This is a genomic window from Paraburkholderia sediminicola, from assembly GCF_046026675.1.
In the GTDB taxonomy this organism is placed as follows: domain Bacteria; phylum Pseudomonadota; class Gammaproteobacteria; order Burkholderiales; family Burkholderiaceae; genus Paraburkholderia; species Paraburkholderia sediminicola_F.
In genome coordinates this window covers 3,474,647-3,500,572 of record NZ_JAQQEY010000002.1, presented here as the reverse complement: position 1 = coordinate 3,500,572, position 25,926 = coordinate 3,474,647, and the positions used below count along the sequence as shown (strand labels likewise).

28 protein-coding genes and 1 pseudogene are annotated in these 25,926 nt (G+C 60.5%); 11 read left to right on the top strand and 18 right to left on the bottom strand.

The window, feature by feature from the left end:
* The first annotated feature begins 130 nt into the window (after positions 1–130).
* The 3 genes from PQQ86_RS35390 (at position 131) to PQQ86_RS35380 (ending at position 4,110) form a co-directional block, all read left to right on the top strand.
* Positions 131–1,540 carry a uracil-xanthine permease family protein gene (locus tag PQQ86_RS35390; RefSeq protein ID WP_408277926.1) on the top strand — a complete coding sequence of 470 codons (1,410 nt, stop codon included), beginning with the start codon at positions 131–133 and terminating at the stop codon, positions 1,538–1,540.
* Positions 1,541–1,775: 235 nt separating this feature from the next.
* The gene (locus PQQ86_RS35385; protein WP_408277923.1) at positions 1,776–2,819 is read left to right on the top strand and encodes a porin; all 1,044 of its coding nucleotides are present in this window, start codon (positions 1,776–1,778) and stop codon (positions 2,817–2,819) included.
* A gap of 199 nt (positions 2,820–3,018) precedes the next feature.
* On the top strand, positions 3,019–4,110 hold the full coding sequence (locus PQQ86_RS35380; RefSeq protein WP_408277922.1) for a porin: 1,092 nt from the start codon (positions 3,019–3,021) through the stop codon (positions 4,108–4,110).
* Between the two features lie 57 nt (positions 4,111–4,167).
* Here the strand turns inward: PQQ86_RS35380 and PQQ86_RS35375 are convergent, their stop codons facing one another.
* The 3 genes and pseudogenes from PQQ86_RS35375 to PQQ86_RS35365 form a co-directional block, all read right to left on the bottom strand.
* On the bottom strand, positions 4,168–4,299 hold the full coding sequence (locus PQQ86_RS35375; protein WP_408277920.1) for a hypothetical protein: 132 nt from the start codon (positions 4,297–4,299) through the stop codon (positions 4,168–4,170).
* A 32-nt stretch (positions 4,300–4,331) separates the two neighbouring features.
* Positions 4,332–4,658 carry a hypothetical protein gene (locus PQQ86_RS35370; protein WP_408277917.1) on the bottom strand — a complete coding sequence of 109 codons (327 nt, stop codon included), beginning with the start codon at positions 4,656–4,658 and terminating at the stop codon, positions 4,332–4,334.
* Positions 4,659–4,745: 87 nt separating this feature from the next.
* Positions 4,746–5,237: pseudogene (locus tag PQQ86_RS35365) on the bottom strand (hypothetical protein); the annotation flags it as partial.
* A 53-nt stretch (positions 5,238–5,290) separates the two neighbouring features.
* On the opposite strand from PQQ86_RS35365, the gene PQQ86_RS35360 reads away from it, so the two are divergent.
* Positions 5,291–5,476 (top strand): hypothetical protein, encoded by a 186-nt coding sequence (locus tag PQQ86_RS35360; RefSeq protein ID WP_408277915.1) that lies wholly within the window; start codon positions 5,291–5,293, stop codon positions 5,474–5,476.
* A gap of 382 nt (positions 5,477–5,858) precedes the next feature.
* Entirely contained in the window at positions 5,859–6,956 is a 1,098-nt protein-coding gene (locus PQQ86_RS35355) for a branched-chain amino acid aminotransferase (RefSeq protein WP_408277912.1), read from the top strand.
* 157 nt (positions 6,957–7,113) lie between these two features.
* Here the strand turns inward: PQQ86_RS35355 and PQQ86_RS35350 are convergent, their stop codons facing one another.
* The 7 genes from PQQ86_RS35350 to PQQ86_RS35320 form a co-directional block, all read right to left on the bottom strand.
* Entirely contained in the window at positions 7,114–7,755 is a 642-nt protein-coding gene (locus PQQ86_RS35350) for a DUF1109 domain-containing protein (protein WP_408277910.1), read from the bottom strand.
* Between the two features lie 45 nt (positions 7,756–7,800).
* Positions 7,801–8,307, bottom strand: coding sequence for a DoxX family protein (locus PQQ86_RS35345; RefSeq protein ID WP_097397074.1), 507 nt, complete (start codon positions 8,305–8,307; stop codon positions 7,801–7,803).
* Between the two features lie 5 nt (positions 8,308–8,312).
* Positions 8,313–9,092: an HvfC/BufC family peptide modification chaperone gene (locus tag PQQ86_RS35340; protein WP_408277906.1), complete on the bottom strand. Its 780-nt coding sequence runs from the start codon at positions 9,090–9,092 to the stop codon at positions 8,313–8,315.
* Positions 9,082–10,011, bottom strand: coding sequence for an MNIO family bufferin maturase (gene bufB / locus PQQ86_RS35335; protein WP_408277903.1), 930 nt, complete (start codon positions 10,009–10,011; stop codon positions 9,082–9,084). The genes PQQ86_RS35340 and bufB overlap by 11 nt, the downstream gene beginning before the upstream one ends.
* A 32-nt stretch (positions 10,012–10,043) precedes the next feature.
* Entirely contained in the window at positions 10,044–10,355 is a 312-nt protein-coding gene (locus PQQ86_RS35330; protein WP_408277900.1) for a BufA1 family periplasmic bufferin-type metallophore, read from the bottom strand.
* Positions 10,356–10,515: 160 nt separating this feature from the next.
* Positions 10,516–11,157 carry a DUF1109 domain-containing protein gene (locus PQQ86_RS35325; protein WP_408277898.1) on the bottom strand — a complete coding sequence of 214 codons (642 nt, stop codon included), beginning with the start codon at positions 11,155–11,157 and terminating at the stop codon, positions 10,516–10,518.
* Positions 11,154–11,705, bottom strand: a complete 552-nt coding sequence (locus tag PQQ86_RS35320; RefSeq protein WP_408277895.1) for a sigma-70 family RNA polymerase sigma factor — start codon at positions 11,703–11,705, stop codon at positions 11,154–11,156. The genes PQQ86_RS35325 and PQQ86_RS35320 overlap by 4 nt, the downstream gene beginning before the upstream one ends.
* A gap of 178 nt (positions 11,706–11,883) precedes the next feature.
* On the opposite strand from PQQ86_RS35320, the gene PQQ86_RS35315 reads away from it, so the two are divergent.
* The gene (locus PQQ86_RS35315; protein WP_408277892.1) at positions 11,884–12,477 is read left to right on the top strand and encodes a TetR/AcrR family transcriptional regulator; all 594 of its coding nucleotides are present in this window, start codon (positions 11,884–11,886) and stop codon (positions 12,475–12,477) included.
* 14 nt (positions 12,478–12,491) lie between these two features.
* On the opposite strand, the gene hutC is transcribed toward PQQ86_RS35315, so the two are convergent.
* The 7 genes from hutC to PQQ86_RS35280 all read right to left on the bottom strand — a co-directional run bounded on the left by hutC (position 12,492) and on the right by PQQ86_RS35280 (position 19,235).
* Positions 12,492–13,244 (bottom strand): histidine utilization transcriptional repressor HutC, encoded by a 753-nt coding sequence (gene hutC / locus PQQ86_RS35310; protein ID WP_408277889.1) that lies wholly within the window; start codon positions 13,242–13,244, stop codon positions 12,492–12,494.
* Between the two features lie 50 nt (positions 13,245–13,294).
* On the bottom strand, positions 13,295–14,434 hold the full coding sequence (gene hisC, locus PQQ86_RS35305; RefSeq protein ID WP_408277887.1) for a histidinol-phosphate transaminase: 1,140 nt from the start codon (positions 14,432–14,434) through the stop codon (positions 13,295–13,297).
* A complete protein-coding gene (locus PQQ86_RS35300; protein WP_408277885.1) occupies positions 14,431–15,285 on the bottom strand; it encodes a phytanoyl-CoA dioxygenase family protein in 855 nt (284 codons plus the stop codon). The genes hisC and PQQ86_RS35300 overlap by 4 nt, the downstream gene beginning before the upstream one ends.
* A gap of 38 nt (positions 15,286–15,323) precedes the next feature.
* The gene (locus PQQ86_RS35295; RefSeq protein ID WP_408277882.1) at positions 15,324–16,118 is read right to left on the bottom strand and encodes an amino acid ABC transporter ATP-binding protein; all 795 of its coding nucleotides are present in this window, start codon (positions 16,116–16,118) and stop codon (positions 15,324–15,326) included.
* Positions 16,108–16,845 (bottom strand): amino acid ABC transporter permease, encoded by a 738-nt coding sequence (locus tag PQQ86_RS35290; protein ID WP_408277879.1) that lies wholly within the window; start codon positions 16,843–16,845, stop codon positions 16,108–16,110. Before PQQ86_RS35290 ends, PQQ86_RS35295 begins: the two co-directional genes overlap by 11 nt.
* A gap of 11 nt (positions 16,846–16,856) precedes the next feature.
* Entirely contained in the window at positions 16,857–17,708 is an 852-nt protein-coding gene (locus PQQ86_RS35285) for a substrate-binding periplasmic protein (RefSeq protein ID WP_408277878.1), read from the bottom strand.
* Positions 17,709–18,047: 339 nt separating this feature from the next.
* Positions 18,048–19,235, bottom strand: coding sequence for an NAD(P)/FAD-dependent oxidoreductase (locus tag PQQ86_RS35280; protein WP_408277876.1), 1,188 nt, complete (start codon positions 19,233–19,235; stop codon positions 18,048–18,050).
* Between the two features lie 187 nt (positions 19,236–19,422).
* Here PQQ86_RS35280 and PQQ86_RS35275 point away from each other — a divergent pair, with 187 nt between their 5' ends.
* Positions 19,423–20,388, top strand: coding sequence for a LysR family transcriptional regulator (locus PQQ86_RS35275; RefSeq protein ID WP_408277873.1), 966 nt, complete (start codon positions 19,423–19,425; stop codon positions 20,386–20,388).
* 258 nt (positions 20,389–20,646) lie between these two features.
* On the opposite strand, the gene PQQ86_RS35270 is transcribed toward PQQ86_RS35275, so the two are convergent.
* The gene (locus PQQ86_RS35270; RefSeq protein WP_408202078.1) at positions 20,647–21,252 is read right to left on the bottom strand and encodes a helix-turn-helix domain-containing protein; all 606 of its coding nucleotides are present in this window, start codon (positions 21,250–21,252) and stop codon (positions 20,647–20,649) included.
* Between the two features lie 224 nt (positions 21,253–21,476).
* Here PQQ86_RS35270 and glnT point away from each other — a divergent pair, with 224 nt between their 5' ends.
* Genes glnT through PQQ86_RS35250 form a run of 4 tightly spaced genes read left to right on the top strand, consistent with a single transcriptional unit; the run spans position 21,477 to position 25,848 of the window.
* Positions 21,477–22,865, top strand: coding sequence for a type III glutamate--ammonia ligase (gene glnT / locus PQQ86_RS35265; protein ID WP_408277870.1), 1,389 nt, complete (start codon positions 21,477–21,479; stop codon positions 22,863–22,865).
* An 11-nt stretch (positions 22,866–22,876) separates the two neighbouring features.
* Positions 22,877–23,785 (top strand): class II glutamine amidotransferase, encoded by a 909-nt coding sequence (locus tag PQQ86_RS35260; RefSeq protein ID WP_408277866.1) that lies wholly within the window; start codon positions 22,877–22,879, stop codon positions 23,783–23,785.
* Complete coding sequence (locus PQQ86_RS35255) at positions 23,773–24,462, top strand: GltB/FmdC/FwdC-like GXGXG domain-containing protein (protein ID WP_408277864.1); 690 nt, start codon at positions 23,773–23,775, stop codon at positions 24,460–24,462. The genes PQQ86_RS35260 and PQQ86_RS35255 overlap by 13 nt, the downstream gene beginning before the upstream one ends.
* A gap of 24 nt (positions 24,463–24,486) precedes the next feature.
* Entirely contained in the window at positions 24,487–25,848 is a 1,362-nt protein-coding gene (locus tag PQQ86_RS35250) for an FMN-binding glutamate synthase family protein (protein WP_408277861.1), read from the top strand.
* Positions 25,849–25,926 lie beyond the last annotated feature (78 nt).

Genomic DNA, 25,926 nt, shown 5'->3' with positions numbered 1-25,926 from the left:
GGCGAACGAGTCGTCCGCCCCGGGGATACAGGTGTTTCCTTCGTGCGATGGTGCTTGAAGGGAAGGGAGCGACGTGGCCCCACTCCGCGTCGCCAGACAGGATTTCGTTTTTGGTCCAATGGAACTCACCTTGAGTACAGACATGCCGAAACCCGGCGCTTCAATCCGAGAGGCCACCGCGGAAAATTCATCCGCGCGTGTCTTCGACGTCGGAATCAACGAGCGGTTGCCACTCTCGCAACTGGCTGTGCTCGCGCTCCAGAACGTCTTCGGAATGACGGGCATGTTTGTATTCCCCGGACTTCTCGGCCGCGCATTTCATCTGGCCGATCCGCAGATCGCGTACCTGTACGGGATGACCTTCATGGCGTGCGGGATTATTACGATCCTGCAATCGGTGCTGCTGTTGCGCCTGCCGGTCGCGCAGGGTCCGTACGCAGGCAGCTTCGGGGCGCTCCTGACTGTCGGTCATTTGCAGTCGGGCGGTCTCGGTACGGCATTCGGGTCGTTCTTCGTCGCTTCGCTGATCTGGTGCCTGCTCACAGTGCCGATTCGTGGACGCAGCGTGGCGGGCATGTTCGCGCGGCATTTGCGCCTGCCTGTCATCTCCGGGATGATCGTGATGTTGATCGTCGTGCAGATCGCCAGCGTCGCGCTGCCGACCTGGATCGGCAGCCCTAAAAGCCCCGGCTTTCCGGTCGTCAACCTGCTTTCCGGCGCGGTCGCAGTGGCGGGTATCGTTTTCGCGATGCTGTGGGGCGGCCGCAGGCTGCGCCGCGTCGCGATCCTGCTCGGCCTCGCGCTTGGCACGCTGACCTACACGCTGTTCCAGCCGGTCTCGTTCGCGGCGGTGGCCGCTGCGCCGCTTGTCGTCGAACCGCGCATCTTTCCGTTCGGCTTCGGCGTGCGCCCCGATTTCGTTGCGGTATTCCTGCTCGTGCTGATTCCGGCGGGCATGGGATCGATGGCCCTCTACCAGACAGTCGCCGAATGGGGCGAAGAGACGCTGAGTCCGGGCCGCATGTCCGAAGGGCTGTTCGGCGTCGCGCTCGGCTCGGTTGTCGCGGCAGTGTGGGGTGGCTTCAGCACGATCGCCTATCCGGACAACATCGGCATTCTGCGCGCGACGCGCGTCGGTTCGCGCTTCGTGACGCTCGCTGCCGGCATCCTCCTGATCGTACTCGGCGGCTGCGTGAAGTTCGACATGCTGCTCGTCGTCGTGCCGCTTCCGGTGATCTCGGCCGCCGCGACGCTGCTGTTCGGCATCGTCTTCATGCACGGCGTACACATTCTCGCGCAGGTCGAGTGGGACGATCGTCGGCTGATCGCATCGGGGCTCGCGTTTCTCGTTGGCCTCGGCGGTCTTTTCATCTCACCCGAAGTCGTCCATGCGATGCCGCTGATGCTCCAGCTCGTGCTTCAGCAGCCGGTGATCTCCGGCGGTCTCACGCTCGTCGCACTGCACTCGCTGCTCTGCTCGAAGCAGCAGCCGCCGGACACGTCGGCTGCCGCGCCTTCCCGCGCGCAGAACCAGGCTTAGGCCAGGTCGTAAAACATGTCCGGGCCGGCTGCCCGTCCGGACCCTTCGACGCGTTGTCATTTCTGAAGATCGTGCGCGGACATCGAGAAAATCTCGGTAATACGGGTCTTGTATTTTGTAGTACGTATCAATAAAAAGAGCAGATCTTCGGAGCGTAATTCGACACATATCAACGTGTGCTAGGGCGCCCGCTTCGCAGCCGTAAATCCAGGGTTTGGAAAGGCAGGAGACATAGATGAAAATAAAGTTGGGGATGAAAGCGCTCGTTCTGGGAGCAGCTCTGTTCGCTGAGGCAGCTCACGCGCAATCGAGCGTGCAGCTCTACGGGCTTCTCGATGCGTTCGTCGGCTACAAGAAGCCGATGAACGGTCAGTCGAGCGTGATCGCCGGCAACGGCGGCATGACGGCACCGTACTTCGGCCTGCGCGGGACTGAGGACATCGGCGGCGGCACGAAGGTCATCTTTGACCTCGAAGGCTATTTCAACATCCAGAACGGCTCGATGGGCCGCACCGGTTTCCCGCATGACGGCTTGTTCTCGCGTAACGCGTACGTTGGCGTGAGCGGCCAATACGGTACGGCGACTGCCGGTCTGATTCCGCCGCTGCTGTGGTTCTCGACAATCACCTTCAACCCTTTCTTTAACTCATTCGTGTTCTCGCCGATCGTGCTGCACAGCTACGTCGGCGTGAATGGGCAGGGCGTATTCGGTAATGCGGGCGAGTGGTGGAACTCCGTGTACTACGCCTCGCCGTCGTTTAATGGCCTCGTTGGCCGCGCAATGTACTCGTTCGGCAACGACCCGGGTCATCTCGGCCAGAACAAGTGGAGCGGCCAGGTCTCATACAACAACGGCGGGTTCGCGACGTCGGTTGTGTATCAGCAGATCAAGTACAGCCTGAACGCCGGCGACCTCGGCACCGTACTACCCGGACTGACGACGCAGTCGGTGGTGAACCTCGGCGTGTCGTACGACCTGAACTACGTGAAGCTGTATGGCCAGTACCAGCACGTTTGGGATTCGATCTTGAATGGCGACGTCGGCATCGATACCGGCCAGATCGGTTTCGCGATTCCAGTAGGCGTCGGCAGGATTCTTGGCTCGGACGCGTATTCGAAGAGTACCGGCCATAGCTCGGTTTATCGCAACACCTGGGCGCTCTCGTATGACTACCCGCTGTCGAAGCGCACCGACGTCTATGCGGCGGTGCTGTCCGATCGCGCCAGCAATATGTCGACCGGCACCACGATTGGCGGCGGTCTGCGCACGCAGTTCTGATCGACTGCCGGCGCCGACGACGCGCGAGATCTGCTGGTTTAGCTCCACGGGAGAGAGGCGGGCACGCGAATTCAGACAGCGGAATGGCAGATCGTCGCGCGAAGTTAGAACTCGACCTTCGTGCAATCCACGGTTGACGGCAGGGAAGCGCAGCGCACATCCCTCGCCCCACGAATTTAACGATGTCAATGGAGGAGATATGTTTGGGATTGGAGGAGCAGGTAGCGGCGCACGCCGGATCGGTCTGAGGCGCTCGCTGGCCGCAATGACCTTGTTGGGGCTTTCAGGCGGCGCCGCTCACGCGCAAAGCAGCGTTACATTGTATGGCTCGCTGGACGGCGGCCTGCGCAATGTCGTGAACGGCACGAAGGCAGGCGGTGCGGCGCTGACGATGGCATCGAACGGCGTCTATAAATCGAATCGCTGGGGTTTTCTCGGCATCGAGGACCTGGGCGGCGGGTACTACGTCCGCTTCAATCTGGAAGCGGGCTACATTCTCTCTACTGGCGCCAACAGCAGCACGACCAACCAGTTATTTCAGCGCACGTCGACGATCGGCCTGGGTGGTCCGTTCGGCCAGGTCAACATCGGCCACCAGTTCACCTTGCAGCACAGGTTGATCAAGGACTTCGAGCCATTCGACCTGCACTATCTTGGCATTACCGAAGCAGCTGCGATTTCGGGCGGCACCAGTGGCCGCGACGACAATGCCATTCACTACCACGGCGACTTCGGTCCGTGGACGGCGCGCGCGGTCTATGCACCGGGCGGCGTGGCAGGCAGTCTCGCTAGCGGCACCATGGTTGCGGGCGGCGTGAACTACCACACCAAACTGTTCAAGTTCGGCGCAGGCTATACGCGTCGCTCGAATCCGTTTTCAGCTACATCGAACGCGTTCTTCGCCAACAATCAATACACGGCGGGTGGCGAGGTGACGCTCGGTCCCGTCGAACTGATGGGCGGCTATTCGCTCGCAACACAAGCCGTTCCCGCCACGGTGCATGGCGAGACGCGCAATCAATACCTGTGGGGCGGTTTCCGCTACCACGCGACGTCGGTCTTCAACGTAACGGGCGCGTATTACGACAACAAGAACGCGACGAACGGCGTGGACGGGAGAAAGGACGTCGCCATTCTGGGCATCAACTATGTGCTGTCGAAAAGCACCGAGCTTTACGCCGATATCGACTACACGCATTTCACAGGTGGTTACGTGACCAATGCAACGCTGAACCCGTCTCAGCATGAGAAACAGACGGGGGTTTCGTTCGGTATGAATCACTTCTTTTAAGTCCCGCTACGCAAACGGGACGTGAGGAGAGGGGCGTCGAACGCGCCCCTCTCCAGGTTAAACCGGCGCTGCAATCGAAGTCGGGTACAGCAGCGTATCCGTCACGCAAACCCGGCTTTCAAACAGGAATCGCTGGTCGTCGACCGCGACGCGGTCGATATAACGCGCTGACGTCACGATTTCTGTCATCCGGTCGTGCACCGTCATCCTCATTGCGGAAGTCAACGGTGCGGGTGGCATTCCCAATCGTTATATGTCGGTTTGTCGATTGGCGTCAGCCCGGGAATCATAAACACTGTGCAGGTAAAGCGCCGTCCCTTGCCAGTGGTGGCGTCGTAGCTCACTTGCTGGCCGCCCAGGCCGTTCTTCTGCCCGTACTGGACGTTGGCAATGACAATCTCATCCGAGGAAGCCAACCCTATTGTTTTCGCGGTGGACGTCTGAACGTCGATCATGTTCATCTGCGTCGTTCCGCAGGCCGACAGGACGAAACTGACGACCGACATTCCGATGACAGTCCGCATCGCGGGATACAGGCCTTTTTGCATGGCTATTCCTTATCGATTTGTTGAATCTTCACGCTGGTGCGCTCACTCGCCAACGGCGAAGGCAGTTGGACGATGTCCACGAAGCAATTACGTGCCCGGGGTATAAAAGCTGGCCTGCAGTTCGGGGCCGACGTTCTGGATGTACGATTGCCAGACGAGCGCCATCGCCCCGGCTGCGTTGACGGCCAGCGCGGGCCAGGAGGCGTCCTGCGGGTCCTGCCCGAACAATGTCGACGTACTCCACGCACCGTTCCGATAGCTGGCAGCGATAACGTCCGACGAGCCCGCCGTACTCGCGTCCTGCCATGCAACCGTCACGTTGCCTGCCGCGTCGATCACGAGGGGCGGATACTGTTGCGCCGTCGTATCCAGATGCTCCGTCAGTTGATGCAGCGGCCCCCAAGTTCCGCTGGCATCGGCAACACTTGCCTGCAGAACGACGCTGCCCTCTGCCCACATGACGGCCGCTATACCGTTTGCATTGACGGTCAGCATCGGCGTGGCGATGAAGCCACTCGGCTCCGTAATCTCCGGGGCTACGGCCTGAGCTGCCTGCCAGCCGGTTCCCGCAACGTAGCGAACTACCGGCGCAACGCAATCCATTACGGACGAGCCTAGTTCAGGCCGAGCCGATGAAGCTCACCTGTATTTCCCAAGCCCATGAAGCCCCAGCCTTTGGCGTTGCCATGACTAAAGCGACTCCGCCGCCGATCCTGAATAAAATTGCCGCAGCCCTGATTGAGTCTGCGTTAGCTAATTTCTCGGTCAGCGGTTTGCATCGCGCTACACCTAAATGTCAAAAATACATTCAATTTTAATGTTCAGACATTTCCCGTCGATCAAATGATATAGATCGTTCTAGTATAAAGTCAACGGGTTTCGAAGTAGATATTGGAGTCGTGAAATTCGACCGGTCTGTCTCAAGCCGTTGAGCGACGAAGTACAAGGGTTCTCACACATCTGGATGCGCGGGATGGTTTGCCGTGATAACGCGGGTTAATGCCGCAAAAAAGCGACTTGCACAGCGTGGAGGCTTGCGTTGCCCGGACGTTACCGGGCCAGCAGCCTTGCCACGTTGGAGCGGCACTTTTCCTTGAGCATAGGCTGGAAGGTGTAGGGGACCGGATCCGTGGCCAACGGCACCAATGCCGTTTACGATGGCAGAATTCTAGACACGCCAATTTTTGGAGGTACTGAGATATGAGCACTGAGAATCAACTGCGGTTTGTCATTGAGCCGCACGCCAGCTCTACCCCCGCTGACCAGATCGCCGCCAAGCTAGTCAACCCGGCGTTTGGGCGCGTCTTCTCCGATCACATGGTCACGATCCGCTGGACCGAGGGGACGGGCTGGCATGACGCCAAGGTCGAAGCCCGTCGTCCGTTCGAGATCGACCCAGCCTGCGCCGTGCTGCACTATGCGCAGGAGATTTTCGAAGGCATGAAGGCGTATCACGGCGAGGACGGCAAGATATCGTTATTCCGGCCGCAAGCCAATGCCAGGCGTTTCCGTGAATCGGCCGAACGCATGTCGATGCCGCAACTGCCCGAAACCGCGTTCGTTGAAGCGGTCGAGAGGCTGGTTGACATCGACCGCGCATGGATCCCGGCCGCCGAAGGTGCGAGCCTGTACATCCGCCCGTTCATGTTCGCTTCGGAGAGTTTTTTGGGCGTGCGCGCCGCGCACGAGTACATCTTCTGCGTGATCGCCTGTGCGGTTGGTCCCTACTTCAAGCCCGGCAAGTCGGCCGTCACCGTTTGGGTGTCGGATAAATACACGCGCGCCGCTTCGGGCGGTACCGGTGTCGCGAAATGCGGCGGCAACTACGCTGCCAGCCTGATTGCGCAGACCGAAGCGTCTAACAAGGGCTGCGACCAGGTCGTGTTCCTTGACGCCGCGCAACACAAGTGGATCGAAGAACTGGGCGGCATGAACGTGTTCTTCGTGCTGGACGATGGTTCGCTGCGCACCCCGCCCCTGTCGGGCACGATCCTGCCGGGCATCACGCGCGCCTCGATCATCGAATTGGCCGCGCGTGAAGGTATTGCTGTCGACCAGTCGCCGTACTCGTTCGAAGCATGGCAGGCGGACGCCGCCAGCGGCCGCGTTACGGAAACATTTGCCTGCGGCACCGCGGCGGTCGTCACGGCGATCGGCGAGGTCCGTCATGCCGGCGGCGAGTTCAGGATCGGCGACGGTGGAGAAGGCCCCGTCACGCAACTGATTCGCACCAGGCTCACCGGCATACAGCGTGGCAGGATCGCCGATCCGTTCGGCTGGGTCCATCACGTCGCTTGAGCGATTTGGCCGAATAATATGGCCGAGTAATTTGTCGGATGCGCGCCGCCGGGAACCGGCGGCGCGATCGACCAGGGAAGAATCGATCCGTCGTCACGATCTGACTGCGTGACGTCATGAACATGAATCGGGTGCCGTACCTGAGGCCCTCGCCGGACTACCACCGCAAGTAGAGCGGAGCAAATACAGCACCTATACCAGCGGTTATGACTATGCCCAGTACGTACCAGGTACCCCAGAACGGTACGGACATCTCTGAGCAGTAAAGGGAGTACACGAGCGAACCTTGCGCGCCGGCGAGCAGCCCGGCGCCGGCGCCCGCCAGTGCTAGGCGGGTAGGGGCAAGCCCCTTCATGGCGTGCATCACGGTGGCAAGTGAAGGCAAGGAGAGCAGCACGATATTCACTGTGGCGACCCGCCATGTTGTGCCAAGCATCAGCTCCAGGCGATAGCCTGGCGGAGTCGCGATCAGCATGAGCGAGGCGACGAACAACATGGCAATGAATGGCAGTGTGACCGCGAACCATGCTAGCTTGACGGGTACGCCGGGGCGTCCAAGACGTCCGGCGAGTTTCAACGCGGTGATGAGCGTTGCTACCGGAAACGCGAGCCGTATCCAGAACATCGTCGTCAACAGCAGTTCCGGCATGTCGCTGCGGATGCCGTAAATGACCACCAGCATCGCCATGCTGCCGGCAAGCCCCACGCTTAGCGACCGATTAAGTCTCCTCGAAACGGAATTCGGCTCAATCGTCGTAAGACTATTAGTCAGCCTAAGTATCAGATCTGAAGTTCTCATATTGTTCAGTGGGGGGCAACCCAGTGAGTCGACGAAAACTTCGGGTCAGGGTCTGAACGACCTGTCACCCAGCAGATAGTCAATGGATATCCGGCCAGGTCCCCAGGCGGCAATTCCCAATGCCATGGCCACCCAGGTGAGATGGATAGGCCAACCGTCCGGCACCGTCAACTCGATGAGGCACGTCATCAGTATCAGGCCGGCTGCGGCGAACCGCGTTCCGAAGCCCAGCACGAGCAACACCGGGAACGTCACCTCACCGCAGCCCGACAGAAATGCAAACACGGCCGGAGCAGGAAACGGGTAGGGGCCGCCTGGCAGATGCAACTGGAACTCCTGGGTGAACAGATCGATTGCCGTGTCGTTCAGTTGAAGGAAGCCGTGCCATTTAAGAATGCCCGATTTCCAGAACGGTACGGCCAGTGCAATCCGAAGCACGAGTTGAACGAGCCACGGTTGCGCGAGATGTTGGATCAGCCGCTTTGCCGTACCAATCGCGGATATCACTACGCCTGGAAATGGCAGTTTTGCCTGTTGTGTGTCCGGTGTCATCTTGATCAATCTCCATGTTGAATGGCGGAAAAAACGCCAACCGAGATCATCCCTGCCATGTTGGCCTGGAGATCGAAGGACGAGGTTTCTTCAAATGCAGCCGCGACCGCTTCGCCTAGTGACGCGCCCGCGAGAACGGCGATAAGGAACGTTGCACCTCCCGCCGGCAGGCGCGAGACGATGACTTCCTGCTCTGGTCGCGTGACGAGTGCATCCTCGGGTTCGTTTGACCGTAGCGGGGAAACAGGGCCATCGGTGCGGTTCATCGCGAAGATTGCGACGGCCGGATAGGCTGAGCGGACGATCCGCGCCGAGGGATGCGGTCTGAAACGCAACCCGGCCAGTGACGCGGGCTCGATATCGCCTAGCGCCTCCGTAGCGAGCACAGGCAGATCCGCTGCGTGATAGGCGTCCAGCCACGCACGCTCGATGCGCGCCGTGTCCGCAAGCCACGGCATCTCGCGGGCGTATTCGTAGGACTCGATGAAGGCAGGAAAATCCCGCCCGTACTCGAACAGTAACGGCGAAACGGGCGGCGTCGCGCGGACATGGAAACGGGCCATCGCTCTGAAGAAGTCGACGCCGGTGATGCGCTGGATAGCAGGGTAGATCGCAGCCAGTGCATCAATGAGGCTGACCGTGACGTTGTTGCGATAAACGTTGTAGCGCTTGAGGACACGCTTCCCTGGTGCGGCTACGAGGTCTTCAGGCGCTGCGATCGCTGGGTCTATCAATCCCGGCGCAAACGCTGTGGCGTACTGGCACGAACGATTTTCAGGCGTCATGGCTGAGTTCCTGCGCGAGTGACATCCCGTGCTCTGCCATGATTTGCCGTGCTGTCGTTGCCTGATCCCGCAACACGGACCAGGCGGGAAGATTGCTATCCCATTCGATCAATGCCGGCCTCGGGCCAATCCGCGATACGACGTTCCTGTAAAGATTCCAGACTGGGTCGGAGATGGCGCGGTCGTGGCTATCGATAAGCAGCAGTTCGTTTTCGTCATCGCGTTGCTCGCTATGCCCGGCCAGGTGTATTTCGCCCACAGCTTCAAGCGGCAATCCGTCAAGGTACGCCGCGGCGGAAAAACCATGATTGATTGCCGAGACAAAAATGTTATTGACGTCCAGTAGCAGGCCGCAGCCGGTACGTTGAACGACGGCCCGGATGAATTCGGTTTCGCTCATTGTCGAGGACTCGAAAGCGACATAGGTCGACGGGTTCTCAAGAAGAATGGGGCGTTTGATCGAGTGCTGAACCTGGTCGATGTGTTCGCACACATGCTCGAGCGTTTCTTTCGTGTACGGCAAAGGTAGAAGGTCGTTAAAAAACGTTCCGCCATGTGAAGACCACGCCAGATGCTCGGACACCAGCATGGGTTCGTAGCGTGCAACCAGATCGCGAAAGCGTGCGAGATGAGCCGCGTCCAGCGCATTGGGGCCGCCGATCGACATACACACGCCGTGAATGGAGATCGCGTAGTTCTCGCGGATCGCCGCTAGCGCCCGATGCGGGGGACCGCCGGCGCCCATATAGTTCTCAGCGTGGACTTCGAAGAAGCCGTCTTTCAGTCCGTCCGCGAGAATCGCGGCAAGATGTTCATGCTTGAAACTGGTGCCGACTAACTGCCGTTCCGAAGCGGTCACACCGGAGGGGCAGCCGCGCTCGTCGATTCCGACTGGCGTTGTTCGGGTGAAATCGGTCATGGCCGCCCCCTTTCCTGTTGTCGTTTGCCGGATCAGGACTTCATGGCGGTGAGCGAGCCATGGCCGCCACCCGGCACGGCGATACTCGTGCAGGTGCCGCCTTGAACGAACTTCCATGAGTTGCCCTGGAAATCCATTGCGGACGTACCTTGACACGTGGTGCCAGGACCGGCGGCGCAATCGTTCTGCCCTTTCAGGGCGACGCCATAGCACTTTTCCTTGTGAGCGGCGACAGCGGCGCTTGCCTCCGCACTCGTAAGCGGTGCTGCGTGGGCGACCGATGCGAGCAGGCTCGCGACTACGCCGGCGAGGAGGGCGGAACTGACAGTGACCTTAGTGGACATGGAATTTCTCCAGAAGTTGAGATAGAGGAGTACCCGTGCTGGATACATCATCTAATTCGTGAACTGGAGACGTTCGGTTACAGGCAAGTCATCTTTTTTTTTGCTTTCGACTTGCGGCGCAACGAAATCAGGCCGCTCGATCAACGAGTTGCCAGGGAATTCACCACCGAAGCAGTTTGGGACCCAGCACCGCCCCGAGCGCGGCTGGAAGCAACATGCCGGCCACATACCAGATGCTCCAGAACGCAGGGTTCATCTCGGGACAATGAAAGCAGTACGCGATCGTGGCGACCGAGCTTGCAAGCAGGCCCGAGATGGCGCCGGCGAGCCGTAGACGGGTCGGCGCCAGTCCTTTGACAGCCCAGAAGATCGCAATGAAGCCTGGAACGGCCAGCAGAAGGATATTGAATGAGCATGTGCGCCAGGTGTGTCCGAGTATCGCGGGCAACCGGTCTTGCGGTGCGGCGCTGACGACCACCGCTATGGCTGCAATCCAGACGATTACGACCGGTATCGCCATGGCGGGCCATCCAGTTCCGACCTTGGCGCCGGGGCGCGCGAGCCGAACGGTTGCAATCAGAGCGCCGATTGCAAGGCATAGCGGAAACGCGAGCTTCTCCCAGAAGATTGCGGTTTTGGCGATGGCACTCAGATCGGGGCGAATGCCAAATACGGCAGCCATCAAGGCCGTCGCGCCAAGGGCGGCAACCGGCAAAGAGATGCCGAATCGACGGGCTACCGTGCCGCTTTTGACGGGCGTTATGCCGGTCGAGAGCAATCCGACGAGGTCATCTGTTCTCATGCCATTCTCCGGACGTATGTGGCCAGAGCCTTGAGACCCCTATGGATGCTGACCTTGACGGCCGACTCCGAGAGCCCTGTCAAGCGGGAGGCTTCGGCGACTGAAAGTCCCTGCAGCTTGACATGCACGATCGAGAGCCGCTGCTTGTCCGGTAGGTGATCCAGCAGTTTCCCGATATCGCGATGGGCATCGGTCGGTTCGTCGGCGGACTCGGCGAAAATGTCCTCGTGCTCGTCAAGGGGGTCATGCAACGACTCCCGTCGCGCACGCGTTCTGAAGAAATCCATCAATTTATAGCGCGCGATCGCGTGGACCCACGCGGTCAGAGGCTCATCCGGCCGGTATGTATGACGTGCATTATGCACGGCCAGCAGGATTTCCTGAACCAGATCCTCGACGTCATCGTGAAGTTGGGGAATCCGCTTGCGAAGATAGCCCCGCAGGTGACGCGTCAGTTCGGACAGAAACGAGCGGTACTCGGATGCGTCGCCTGCCAGGCCAGAGACGAACAACGTTTTCAGCCGCTTCTCTGCGGAGTACACGGTCATGATGTTCCTGTGCGTTGCGTTCTCAGACCGCCTGATGCGCGCGTGCTGGCTGTCGTGCGACACCAAAGCAGGTTTGCTATCGCTCCAGGTTGTTTTAGATCGGATGATTTAGAATATCGCAACGTGTGTGACGTTGCAATCCCGACCGGGAAGACGTTGCGCGATGGCTGGAGTAAGCATGGTCCGACCACGGGAATTTGACGAAAATGCAGTCCTCGATGCAGCCGCACACCAGTTCTGGGTCTATGGCTACGAGGCGACTTCTGTGCGGGATCTTGCACAGTGCATGGGCATTACGGGGGCAAGCCTCTACAACGCGTTCGGGGACAAACGTTCGCTGTTTCAGCGGGCGCTGGCCCACTACATTGAAAATAGCTTCGGCGACCGGGTATCGAGATTTGAGCGGGACCTGCCGCCTCTTGACGCCATCAAGGCATTCTTTCGGGAGATTGTCGAGCGGTCGGTCGGCGACCGGGATCGTAAGGGATGCCTGCTGGTGAATTCGGCGCTTGAGGTTGCACCACACGACGCCGGTTTCCAGGCAATGATCGCCAATGTGCTGGTGGCGGTAGAAGCGTTTTTCCGGCGCTGTGTGCACGCGGGTCAGCAGGCGGGCGAGATCTCGACTGCCCAGTCTGCCGATGATCTTGCGCGCTTGCTGCTAGGACTCCATCTCGGCATACGGGTGCTTGCCAGGACAAGGCCGGAACGTGCGCTGCTGGAGGGCGTTGTACGACCTGCACTGGCGCTTCTCGAGCCCAAAGTCGACTGACACCTAAGTGTGCCTCAGCGGCCCCTGGCCAGCCCCTGGGCCGGCATCGAATTCGGTTTGAAGCGCGAACCGAGCCGATACCGCTTGCCGGGATGAACAAAGTGGGCGAGTGTCACCGGCGTGCCGCCGGTCCAGGTGCGACGCGTCAGCATCAAGCAAGGCTCGTCGATTCGCATCTCGAGCAGCGCTGCCTGTTCAGGCGTCGGCAAACAGGCGTCGACGATATGCTCGATTTCCAGTTCGTAGTGGGACACGTTGTTGTAGAGATACTGCGATGGCGGCTCGGCCGTGAAATCCTGCGTGAGAAAATCCGGTGCGGCAGCGGGGTTCACGTACCGGTCTTCGAACTGAATGGGCCGCCCGTTTTCCAGATGTACGCATGTCAGATGAAACACGGGCGTATTCCTCGGCAGCCCGAACGCCGCGGCGACTTCGACCGAAGCGGCTTCACGCGCCAGCGTAATGACCTTGCAAGCATACTCGTGCCCTCGCGAGCGAATCTCATCGCGGATATGAGCGATCATCAGCAGGTTCGACTGCGGTTTGCCCTCGGCCACAAAGGTGCCGACGCCGGCGACGCGTTCGAGTTCACCCTCGGCGGTCAGTTCGCGTAGAGCGCGATTGACCGTCATGCGCGCGACCCCGAACGCCGTCGCCAGATCGATCTCCGACGGGATGCGCTCGCCAACGCCCCATTCGCCTGCACGAACCTTGTCGCGCACAACGGCCTTGATCTGCTGAAACGGCGCACCGGGTTTTTGAGCCATATGTACTACCCTTCGATTCCGAATTGAGCGACACCGATTCTATTACGCTTTCAGTCTCGCTCAAGCGCCGCGAGCAACGCGCGCAGAAACATATCGTTTTCCTCTTCGGTACCGACGGTCACGCGGACGAGATCGTCCAGTTCGTATGCGCCGAGCGGCCGGACCACGATGCCGGCCTGCAGCAGCCGCTGGGCCACCGTCTTTACGTCGTTCAGGCCAATCGTAATGAAATTCGCGTGCGTAGGGATGAAAGGAATGCCCTGACGCTCCAGCGCCTGGGTGATTTGCGTAAGGCCTGCACGGTTCAGGCTCTGTGTGCGTTGCAGGAACGCGCGATCGGCGAGCGCCGCCAATGCCGCGCGCTGTGCGAGTGCATTGACGCTGAATGTCGGGCGGATTCGAGCAATGGCATCGACAAGATCGGGATGCATGATGCCGTAACCGACTCGCAGCGACGCTAACCCGTACGCCTTCGAAAACGTTCGCGCGACGACCAGTTGCGGATAACGCGCAACCAGTGAAATCGAATCGGTTCGTAGCGTAGGATCGACGTAGTCGATATACGCTTCATCGAGTACCACGAGCGTATCCGGACCGACCGAATCCAGAATGACTCCGATCTCCGCCGGGGACAGCAGCGTACCCGTTGGATTGTTGGGGTTGCAGATGTAGACGAGGCGCGTCGCGTGGGTCAACGCCGCACGCATCGCTGCAGGATCGTGACTGTAATCGGACGCAGGCACTTCAATTGCGGTAGCGCCGCGCGCCTTGATACTGATCGGATAGGCCTGAAATGCATACTGCGAATAGAGGCCGGCGGTGCCGGCACGCAAGCTCAACGCGGCGCACAGATCGATCAGTTCGTGGGAGCCGTTCGTCACCGCGATGTGGTTGGCCGGCACGCCATGATAGCGGGCAAGCGCGTTTCGCAGATCGAATGCATCGCTGTCCGGATAGCGCGCGAGCGCGGTATCCGCGCCGCTGAACTGCTCAGCCAACGCTTGCGCGACATGTGGGCTGCAGCCGAGTGGATTTTCATTCGACGCCAGCTTGATGATGCGCGCAAGACCATATTCACGCGCAACCGATTGCTCGGAGCGGCCCGGTACGTAGAGCGGCAACGCACGGATATGTGCGGGCACCGGCGCGTCTTTCACCGCGTCGTTCAACTCGCTTTTCGCTTCGCTCATGCGCCCACCTGTCCCTGTTCTGCGCGCCACACTATCGGGAATAACGGGTGCGCCATTGGCGCGCCTTCGGTGAGCGTCTCGCGCAGACCTGGAAACTCCGGAGATGTGCGCCACGGGCGTGGCTGGTGACGGATATCGTCGCCGATAAACCGCAGCGAAAACGCGCGGCGCCGACGGTTACCACCAACGCCGCCCGAGGCATGCAACGTCAGCATATGAAAGCACACCATATCGCCAGGTTCGAGTTCCCAGCCAATGATCGGATACGCGTCGCGATTGCTTTCGATATCGGGCAAATCGGTCAGGCTGCCTTCGGGAAACCACTTTGCCTCGTTGGCAATGAACGTGCGCGGCATCAGCCACGGCCCGCGGTGCGAACCCGCGACAAACTCGAGTGTTGACGCTCGCGCGACCGGATCGACGGGAATCCACATGCTGACGTTCTGGTCGCCGGTGATGTTGTAGTACGGCTGGTCCTGGTGCCACGGCGTACGCTGGCGCGTGTTCGGCTCCTTCACCAGTAGATGATCGTGATAGAAACGGGCCGCTTCGCCGCCCATCAATGCACCCGCAACGCTCGGCGCGGGCGATTCCATGATGAAACGGCGGTAACCGTCGTTATCCTGCCAGTTGCAGAAGTCCTCGAAAAACCAACCGGGATCGTCCGGCCGGCTCGCCACTTTTGCCCGCGGACTCGGTTGGGCGATGTTGCGGTCGATGGCCTCGCGTAACATCGCCAGTTCATCCGCGGAGAAAATATTGCGAATTCGCACCGCGCCGTCGACGCGAAACGCCCGCACCAGATCGTCGGTCACCGCGCGCGCGACGCGCTGTTGAATGGTTTCAGACATCGCCGTTTCCTTTGTATGTGGTTGACATTTCACGCTGCTCACCGCTCGACTGCCCGAATGAAATCGGCGATGCGGCTGTTTCCTGTCGCGCCGAGAATCGAGTCAGGGGTGCCTGACTCCAGAATGACGCCGTCGGCGACAAAATGAATCGTGTCGGCGAGCTTTCGCGCGAACGCCATCTCATGGGTAACGATGGCAAGCGTCAAACCCGCATCGGCAAGGGTGCGAATCGTGTCGAGCACGCCCGCGACAAGTTCCGGATCGAGTGCCGAGGTCGGCTCGTCGAACAGGACGACTTTGGGTTTCATCGCCAGTGCACGCGCAATCGCAACGCGCTGACGCTGGCCGCCCGACAACTGGTCGGGGTAATAGCCAAGGCGATTGCCGAGGCCAACCTGATTCAGGATCGCCGAGGCCTCGCTGATGACTTCGTCGCGTTGGCGACGCTGCACGTGGATCGGCCCTTCGATCACGTTTTCGAGCACGGTGCGATGAGCGAAAAGATTGAATTGCTGAAACACCATTGGCATCTTGCGCCGTGCGATGCGCAGCTGCGCTTCCGGCTTCGTGCGAAACGTGGCGCCATCCTGATGACAAAGCCGTTCGCCGTCGAAATGAATTTCACCACCGGTCGGCATGTCCAGAAAATTGATGCAACGGAGCAACGTGGACTTGCCCCCGCCACTCGGACCGATGAAGAAACTGACCTCGCCGGCCCGGATACGCAGGTCGATGCCTTTGAGTACCCTTACCGCGCCGAACGATTTTTCGAGTGCGCGCACCTCGAGAATGGACGCTGAGGGATTCGCCCTCCGGTTCAGATCAGGTTTCAAGATTGGGCTCCGTGCTAGCCGCGCCGGCCTTGCCTGCGGGAATCTGTATCGACACGCGCTTGCCGCCGCGGTGTACCGGGGTGAACTTCTGCTCGATCCATCGCACGCCGCGAGCGGCAGCAAAGCTCATCGCGAAGTAGATGATCGCCACCATCAGATAGACCTGCATGCTCATGAAGGTATCGGCGATCACAATCGTGCCGTGCCTCAGCAATTCGTTGACCGCGATGAACGACACCAACGACGAATCCTTCAGCAACGAAATGAAATAGCCGCCGATCGTGGGGAGCGCAACCTTCAGCGCTTGAGGAAGAATCACCCGCCGGTAGATCATCGTGTGCGACATGCCGATGGTCAGTCCCGCTTCACGCTGACCGTTGTCTACCGCCTGGATCGCCGCGCGGAACACTTCCGAAAGATACGCGCCGAGGTTCAGCGCGAGGCCGAGCACGCCGGCCCAGAATCCCGGCAAGGTCAAGCCGACCTGCGGCAACGTGAAGTAGATCACCAGCAGCTGAACCACCAGCGGTACGTCGCGCCAGATCTCGACATAGGCGCGCAGCAGCCAGTCAAGCCAGCGCCGTGACGACAGCCGGCCTAGCGCGACCGCGAGTCCGAGCGCAATCGCACAAGTCATGCTGATGACCGACAGTTCGATCGTCACCCACGCACCCTTCAGCAAGAACGGAAAGTAGCGCGGAATCAGCGTAAAGAAGAATTCGCTCATGATCGGTGCGATTACTTCGTCAGCACCGCTTGCTCCGGCGACCATGCACCGTACTTCGTCAGGATCTTCTGGCGCGTGCCGTCCTGATCCATCGATTGCAGCGCACCATTGATCGCGGTGAGAAGATCGCCGCATTCTGCGCGAACCGCTGCCGCACTCGTGCCGAATTTATAGTTCGCCTTGTTCTCGGCGTCGGTCCATTCGGGCTTCGGGTGGTAGTAAATCGGCTGACCGACAACGCGAAGATTTTTCATCTTCTCGCGTTGGCCGAGCAGGGTGCCCTGATCGAGCAGTACCGCGTCGACCTGGCCGTTTTGCAACGCCATGAACGGCTCGCCGAACGAATTGAAGTCCATGACTTCGCCGATCTGGCCTTCGGTCGCGAGCCGGTGCGCGTTCACCGAATCGTTGGTGCCGAGCGTGGTGGCAATCTTTCGGGTCTTCAGGTCTGCGAATGACTGAATCGGCGAATCGGTTTTGACAATTATTTCATCGTACAGCAGGAAGTAGGGCCGCGAAAAACGTACGTTGGCGCTCTGGATACGCTCCTGCGTGGCCGACATCGACGAAAAGATGATGTCCCAGCGCTTCGATTTCAGTCCAGGAATCAGCGTGCTCCATTCGGTGACGACGAAGTCCGTCTTCGGCACGCCGATGCGCTTGCCCACCTCCTTCAGCATGTCGGCCTCGAAGCCGCCGTAGCTGCCGTCTTCGTTTTGCCAGACAAAAGGGCGGGTACCCATCAGGCCGTTGCCCGCTGTCAGGACACCGCTCGCCTTCACGTCGTCCAGACACCCCGCGGCGACTGGAAATGTGGAGCTGGACAGGACGGCGGCGGCACATAACGCGATCAGACGATTCATGGCGAACACTCCGGCAGAAAGGGAACGGCTGGGGAAACGTTGTGCGCGTCCGCGATACCTCGATGAAACCTGTTCGCGCTGCGGTCTAGACCGGACTATACTGCAACAAAAAAATTAGCCAAGCTTTTTTCGGCGTCGATAACGGAGGGGAAGTCGGCACTCGCCCATCAGGTTGGTGGCCTGAGTGCAAATCGGAGGGGGATGATGTGAACGTTCTTTCGGCGCTGGAATCGCATTGCGTGATCAGCTGATCGCGCGTGGCGAGACGACGAGACGTATGTGCAACGCGATGCGCTGCCCGAATCCGATGGTGAGCGATTCAGAGATCGGGATCCGGAGTCAGGAGACTGCGCCTGAACCGTACTTGCCCACCAGCAGCGCGCCGCTGGCGAATCGGTCGAGCGCATAGGGCGCGAGGGAAACATCCGTGGGCAGACCGAGCGCATGTTGCGCGAGGATCTTGCCGATGCCCGGCGACAGCTTGAAGCCGTGCCCGGAGAAGCCAAAACCGACAACGAGTCCTTCGATATCGCCGACCTTGCCCAACACCGGATTCCAGTCGGGCGTCACGTCGTACACACCGGTCCATGACGAAGCCAGCCCCGCGGCCTCATAAGCAGGGAAGCGTTCGGCGACCTGCGCGCCGACTTCGGCGACATAGTCGAGCGAGATATCGCCCTGTTCGGTTTCCGGCGAGTTCAACGTTTCGCCGACCACGCCTTCGGACACGAGCATCTGGCTGCCGCCGTAACTGCGGTAATAGAGCATGCCGTCCGAACCAAGGTCCTTAAACGCGGGCATCTTGAACGAATATGCGGCGCCGTCACATTCAAGCGCGAGCACCGTGTGACGCTCCGGCTTGACCGGCAGAGGCACACCGATCCAGCCGGCGAGTTCAGGCGTCCAGATGTTCTGCGTGCTGATCAGCGTGCCGCAACTGAAGTTGCCCGCGCTGGTTGTGACCCCGGTGATCCGGCGTCCTTCGCGGACGATGCCGGTGACCGTCACGCCTTCCATGAACTTGACACCGCGCCGGCGCGCCGAACGGGCGAAGCCGGTCGCCACCAGATAGGCATCCGCAAAACCTGCCTCCGGTTCATAGCCGATCAGCGCGGCGTCGTCGAAGTTCGCAATCGGCAGGCGCTCGTGCGCTTGCGCCCTGTCGAGCAGTTGCACTTCGATGCCCATATCCTGCTGCGCGGCGAGCGAGGCGCGCAGCGGCTCCAGCTTGTCGCCGTCGGGCGCGCAGATCAGATAGCCGCATTTGACGAGGCCACAGGACGCTTCGTCGTCGCCGAGATAGTCAGCGAAATTATTGAATGCCCACCATGAAGAGCGCGCGAGTTCCACGTTCTGGCGCACCGAATAGTGCGTGCGCAACAGGCCGGACGACTGCGACGTGGTGCCCGCACCGATCGTGCCCTGTTCGATAACCAGCACGCGTTGCGCGCCCAGTGCGGCGAGATGATGGGCGACCGACGCGCCGATGACGCCAGCGCCAATCACGATGAAATCGTAGTGGCTCATGTGGACCTCTGTGTAGGCAATGAGGCGAATTCTAGGAAAACGTTGGCCGCACCAATTTTGTATTAGGCAAACTTATGGCGAGCCAATGCAATTTCTCATCCTGTGCACCAACGCCGCGAACCTCGGCACCGAGCTGCGCGTACCGCACAGGATGACCGGCATGTCACCCACGCGAGCGGAGCATCTCATGAGACGAACCCCGACCCCGATCGATCTGCGCGCATTGCAGGCTTTTGTGGCTGTCTGCGACAGCGGCTCGATGACGGGCGCGGCGAAGCAGCTCGGCGTGAGCCAGAGCGCCATCAGCCAGTCGATTGCCGCGCTGGAGCGAGATCAGGGCCTGACGCTGTTCGATCGCGAGAGCCGTCCGCCGCGCCCGAATGTAGCGGGGCGCGCGTTGCTGGAGTTGGCGGGGCCGTTGATCGAGCATGCGCAGATGGTGAGCGCCCGTATCGGCGATGCGTCGCATACGGGCAAGATGCCGGTGCGCCTGGGTTGCGTCGATTCGTTCGCGGCCACTGTCGGACCTGAATTGATTCGTGCGGTGTCGAATTCGGAGCGGCAGATTTCGATGTGGTCCGGTCTCACGCCGGGCCTGAGCAAGCAGTTGCACGACCGCGAACTGGATATTGCGATCTGCACGCAGACTACGCTGACCGACCCACGGATCGTAGAAGTTCCGCTGTTTTCCGAGGCATTCGTGGTGGTGGTTGCGCGCAGCCAATTGAACGGACGCCGCAATATCGACTGGCGCACGCTTGCACTCGAGCTGCCGCTGATCCGCTATACGGCGCGTTCGGTGATCGGCCAGCAGATTGAGCGTTTCGCGCGGCATCTGGGCATTAACAGTCCGCGGCGTTACGAGTTCGACGCGACCGATCCGCTATTGAGTCTCGTGGCCGCGCGCGCGGGATTCGCGATTTCGACGCCTTTGTGTCTGTGGCAGGCGCGGCACTATCTGGACGATATCGCAGTGATGCCGTTGCCGCCGAGCCGCCTCGGGCGGCGCGATTTTTTCCTGCTACATCGCCAGGGCGAGTGGGAACAATTCGCCGGCGACATCGTCATGCTGACGCGCGGCGTGCTGGACAACGCGATTCAACCGTCGCTCGCGCGGGCGCTGCCCGATCTGCCGGACGATGCATTGCGCTGATTCAGGCGCTGTGGCGCGAGTTTGTATAAGTGTTGCTTTTAACGCTGCTTAACCGCACACCTCGTTTTTGTGCAAAGTCGCACCAGTCACAGCGACGATGTGCACCGCAGTCAGGCTGATGAATCTTTCAACGTCGAAATCAGGAACGACGCATGGCGCCCAAAGCGTTTATTGGTGGGAATCTTTGATTCACTCAGATAAACATGGCACAAACGTTGCATTGATAGAGGTATCGACTGAGACGGCCGCAGCCAGCGATCAGTCAGCTGCACTCGATTGCGGATACACAAAGATCGACAGGAATTGAATGGGCGTCTTGATCAGGCGTTCCGGACCGTGCGGTATCTCGCCCTGGAAAGTGAGCGTGTCGCCAGGATGAAGAATGTAGGTTTGCTGACCATGGCGGTATTCGATCACGCCCTTGAGCATGTGAATGAATTCGGTGCCCGGATGCTGAAACACGGGAAAGCGTTCGGCTTCGTCCTCCATCGTAATCAGGAAGGGTTCGAAAAGCTTACGCGGACCTTGGTCATAGGCAAGCAGGTGATAGGTGTGGCCGCTTTTGGTGCCCTTGCGAACCACTTCCATGCCGCCGCCTTTTTTGACGAGTTGTGCACCGCCTTGCGGCACGTCGAAATTGCGAAACAGCATGGAGAGCGAAACGCCGAGCGCCTGGGCTATGCGGTTGAGGACCTCGAGACCTGCGGACGTCTGCGCGTTTTCGATCTTCGAGAGCATGCCGCGGCTGATGCCGGCCTGAGCGGAAACCTGAGCAATGGTCAGGCCGTGGTGCTGGCGTAACTCGCGAATGGTGTTGCCGAGGTAGCGTTCAAGCGGCGTTTTATTGTCTTCACCGATTTGCATGTAAGCCTCACGTAAAACGAAAGCGTAGCAGATTGCAGCGCCGAGTCACGCGCAAAGAGTTTCACCAAGAGAATCTTTGTTGCTCACCAATAAAGTATCCGGCCGATTGAAAACACGCTCGAAGCGCGCCACAACCGGCGTTCGGGAGCGTGTTGCGCAACCCGGTCACACGCGTTGCGTGTGGCTTTTCCAAACCACGAAAGATGCAGTTGCAAGGAGTGGCGATGAACCTGAACGATGCGAGCAAGCTGCCGATCAACGAGCTCGGATGCGTGCCCCGCTTCGGCTCGGCGGAAGAGGCGCAAGCGTATCTGACGCAGCAGGGCGTGAAGTACGTGCTGGCGCAGTTTGTCGATATTCACGGCGTGGCCAAGGCGAAGTCGGTGCCGGTCAGTCATCTGAAGAGCGTGTTGACGGCGGGTGCCGGGTTCGCGGGGTTTGCGATCTGGGGCGTAGGTATCGAGCCGAACGGCCCCGACTATATGGCCGTCGGCGATCTGGCGACGCTCACACCGGTGCCGTGGCAGCCGGGCTTGGCACGGATCGTCTGCGACGGTCATGTGGATGGCGAAGCGTGGCAATACGATTCGCGCGTGACCTTGAAGAAACAGGTCGCACGGATGACCGAGCGCAACTGGACGCTCTTCACAGGTCTGGAGCCGGAATTCTCACTGCTGCGCCGCTCGGCGTCCGGCACGCTGGAGCCATGCGACCCGAGCGATACGCTTGCCAAGCCGTGCTACGACTACAAGGGACTCTCGCGTACGCGCGTCTTCCTGGAAAAGCTCACCGAATCGATGCGCGCGGTCGGCATCGACGTCTATCAGATCGATCACGAAGACGCGAACGGTCAGTTCGAAATCAACTACACGTACACCGATTGCCTGACCTCGTGCGATCACTACGTGTTCTTCAAGATGGCAGCCTCCGAGATCGCCAATGACCTCGGCATGATCTGCTCGTTCATGCCGAAGCCGTTCGCGAACCGTCCCGGCAATGGCATGCACATGCATATGTCGATCGGCGATGGCGAACGCAATCTGTTCTCGGACAAAAGCGACAAGCTCGGCATGGGCCTGTCGACGCTCGGCTATCAATTCACAGCTGGCCTGCTCGCGCACGCGCCCGCACTCGCCGCGCTATGCAATCCAACCGTCAACTCGTACAAGCGCCTTGTGGTGGGCCGCTCGCTGACAGGCGCAACGTGGGCGCCGGCCTACATCAGCTACGGCGACAACAACCGTTCGACGATGGTGCGCATGCCCGGCGAGCGCATCGAACTGCGTTTGCCGGATGGTGCATGCAATCCGTATCTCGCGACGTCGGCCGTGATTGCCGCGGGGCTGGACGGCATCGACCGTGGTCTGTCACCGGGCGAACCGGCTAACGAGAATCTCTACGAGTGGTCGCCCGCGAAACTCTCCGAACACGGCATCGGCGTGCTGCCGCAAAACCTCGAGCAGGCGCTCGATGCGCTGGAAAGCGACCGCGTGATCTGCGACGCGCTCGGCCCGGTTGCCGACGAGTTCCTCAAGCTCAAACGGATGGAGTGGCTCGAATACATGCGCCACGTTTCGGACTGGGAACTGAAGACCTACCTCGAATTTTTCTAAGGAGAAGCACCATGTGCGGAATTGTGGGCTTGCTGGTCAAGACGCCGGCATTGCGCGAACGACTCGGCGAACTGATGATGCCGATGCTGATCGGCATGACCGAGCGTGGACCAGATTCGGCGGGCCTCGCGGTGTTCGGCAAACAGGTCGATGCGAGCCAGCGCAAGCTGAGCATCTACGCGGGCTTCACCGACGAAGGCGCGGACTTCGCGTGGCAACCGCTGCTGGACGCATTGAATGTGGCGATGGACGTGACCGCCCGTGCCGATGCGAAAGGCAATCATGCGGTACTGACAGTGCAAGGCAACGTCGAGCGCGTGAAGACGTGGCTGCGCGAGCGCTATCCGAAGCTGTACCTGCTGTCGAGCGGCCGCTCGATCGATCTGTACAAGGATATTGGCTCGCCGTCGCAAGTCGCCGAGCGCTATGACTTTGCGAACCTGACAGGCTCGCACCTGGTCGGGCACACACGCATGGCGACCGAATCAGCGGTGACGCCTGACCGCGCGCATCCGTTCACGGCCGGTGACGACTTTTGCCTCGTTCACAACGGCTCGCTCTCGAACGCGCATGGCGTACGCCGCAAGCTCGAACCGCAAGGCATTCACTTCGATACCGACAACGACACCGAAGCCGCCTGCCGCTTTCTCGAATGGCGGCTGCGCGAAGGCGACACGTTGCCGCTCGCCTTGCAGAAGGGTTTCGAAGAACTCGACGGCTTCTACACATTCCTGATGGGCACCTCGACCGAACTCGCGCTGATTCGCGATCCGTTCGCGTGCAAGCCGGCGGTGGTCGCGGAAAACGACGACTACGTCGCGATCGCTTCCGAGTTCCGTTCGCTCGCGCATCTGCCCGATATCAAGAACGCCAGGGTCTTCGAACCCGCACCTGAGGAGATGTATGTATGGAAAGCCTGACTTTCGATCTGGAGCGCACGACGGTCCGTGAGCTGAACCAGTTCTTGCACAAACCGGCGAGCGAACTGGAGGGCCAGGCGGTGACGGTCGTCGCGCCGAACGGCGCGCATAACCTCGCAGTCGGGGTGGATGCGCCGGTGCAAGTGACGATCGCCGGTCACGCCGGCTATTACGCGGGCGGCATGAACAAACACGCGACGATCGAGATCGACGGCAGCGCGGGCACCGGCGTCGCGGAAAACATGATGAGCGGCAAGGTGCATGTGAAGGGTTTCGCGTCGAACGGCGCGGGTGCTTCGGCGCACGGCGGCCTGCTGGTGATCGACGGCGATGCAGGCCTGCGCTGCGGTATTTCGTTGAAGGGTGGCGACATCGTGGTGGGCGGCTCGGTGGGCAGCTTCTCGGCGTTCATGGCGCAGGCGGGGCGCATGGTGATCTGTGGCAATGCGGGTGATGCGCTCGGCGACTCGCTTTACGAAGCGGTGCTCTACGTGCGCGGCGAAGTGAAATCGCTCGGCGCGGATGCACAGTACGAGCCGATGACGCAGGCGGATATCGACTCGGTGCGCGCCCTGCTCGCCGCCGCCGGCATGGACCATGACCCGGCGTCGTTCAAACGGATCGCCTCCGCTCGCACGCTCTATCACTGGAACGCCGACGCGAACCAGGAATATTGAACACACGCTCTCGAAGAAGGTCCCATGGAAGCCAAACCCGTTCACTTCGCCCGCTTGCAGCAGGAAGAGTCGCAAGGCTACGACCGCAAGACGATCGACTACATTCACTCAGCCGCGCAGCGCGGCCTCTACGAAATTCGCGGTTTGGGCGCGAAACGCCGTGTGCCGCATTTCGACGATCTGCTGTTTCTCGGCGCCTCGCTGTCGCGCTATCCGCTCGAAGGGTATCGCGAGAAATGCGCGACGCAGACCGTGCTCGGCACACGCTTCGCCAAAAAACCGGTGGTGCTGGATATTCCGATCACGATTGCCGGCATGAGCTTCGGCGCGCTGTCCGCGAACGTGAAAGAAGCGCTCGGCCAGGCCGCGACGGCGATGGGTACCTCGACCACCACCGGCGACGGCGGCATGACGCAGGAAGAGCGCCGCTCGTCGAAGACGCTGGTCTATCAGTGCCTGCCGTCGCGCTACGGCTTCAATCCGGACGACGTGCGCCGCGCCGATGCGATCGAAATCGTGATCGGCCAGGGCGCGAAACCGGGCGGCGGCGGCATGCTGCTCGGGCAGAAGGTCAATCCGCGCGTCGCCTCGATGCGCACGTTGCCGGCCGGCGTCGATCAGCGTTCGGCGAGCCGTCACCCGGACTGGACCGGCCCGGACGATCTGGCGATCAAGATTCAGGAGTTGCGCGAAATCACCGATTGGGAAAAACCGATCTACGTGAAGGTCGGCGCAACCCGCACGTTCAACGACGTCAAGCTCGCGGTGCATGCGGGCGCGGACGTGGTGGTGATCGACGGGATGCAGGGCGGTACGGCGGCGACGCAGACCTGCTTCATCGAGAACGTCGGCATTCCGACGCTGGCCGCAGTTCGCCAGGCCGTGGACGCGCTCGAAGACCTGAATATGAAAGGCCAGGTACAACTGATCGTCTCGGGCGGCATCCGCACCGGTGCTGACGTTGCGAAGGCATTAGCGCTCGGCGCGGACGCGGTGGCGATCGGGCAGGGCATGCTGATGGCGCTCGGCTGCAATAGCGATACGTACTTTCAGAACGGCGCGTTGCATTCGGCGGCGGCGGACTACGCGGCGTTGAACACGTCGCCGGGTTTCTGCCATCACTGCCACACGGGTAAGTGCCCGGTCGGCGTGACCACGCAGGACGTGGTGCTCGAACAGCGTGTGCAGCCCGATGAAGGTTCACGCCGCGTGCGCAACTACCTGAAGACGCTGGACATGGAACTGACGACGATTGCGCGAGCGTGCGGCAAGCAGAACGTCCATCACCTCGAACCGGAGGACCTGGTCGCGCTGACGGTCGAAGCCGCGGCAATGGCGCGCATTCCGCTCGCGGGTACTTCCTGGATTCCCGGATGGACCACATGAATTGAGTTGTTTTGAGTTTTTTGAATGTGGAAAAGTTGAGTGCATTCAACCTTGATTCACCAATCTATCAGGAGCCCG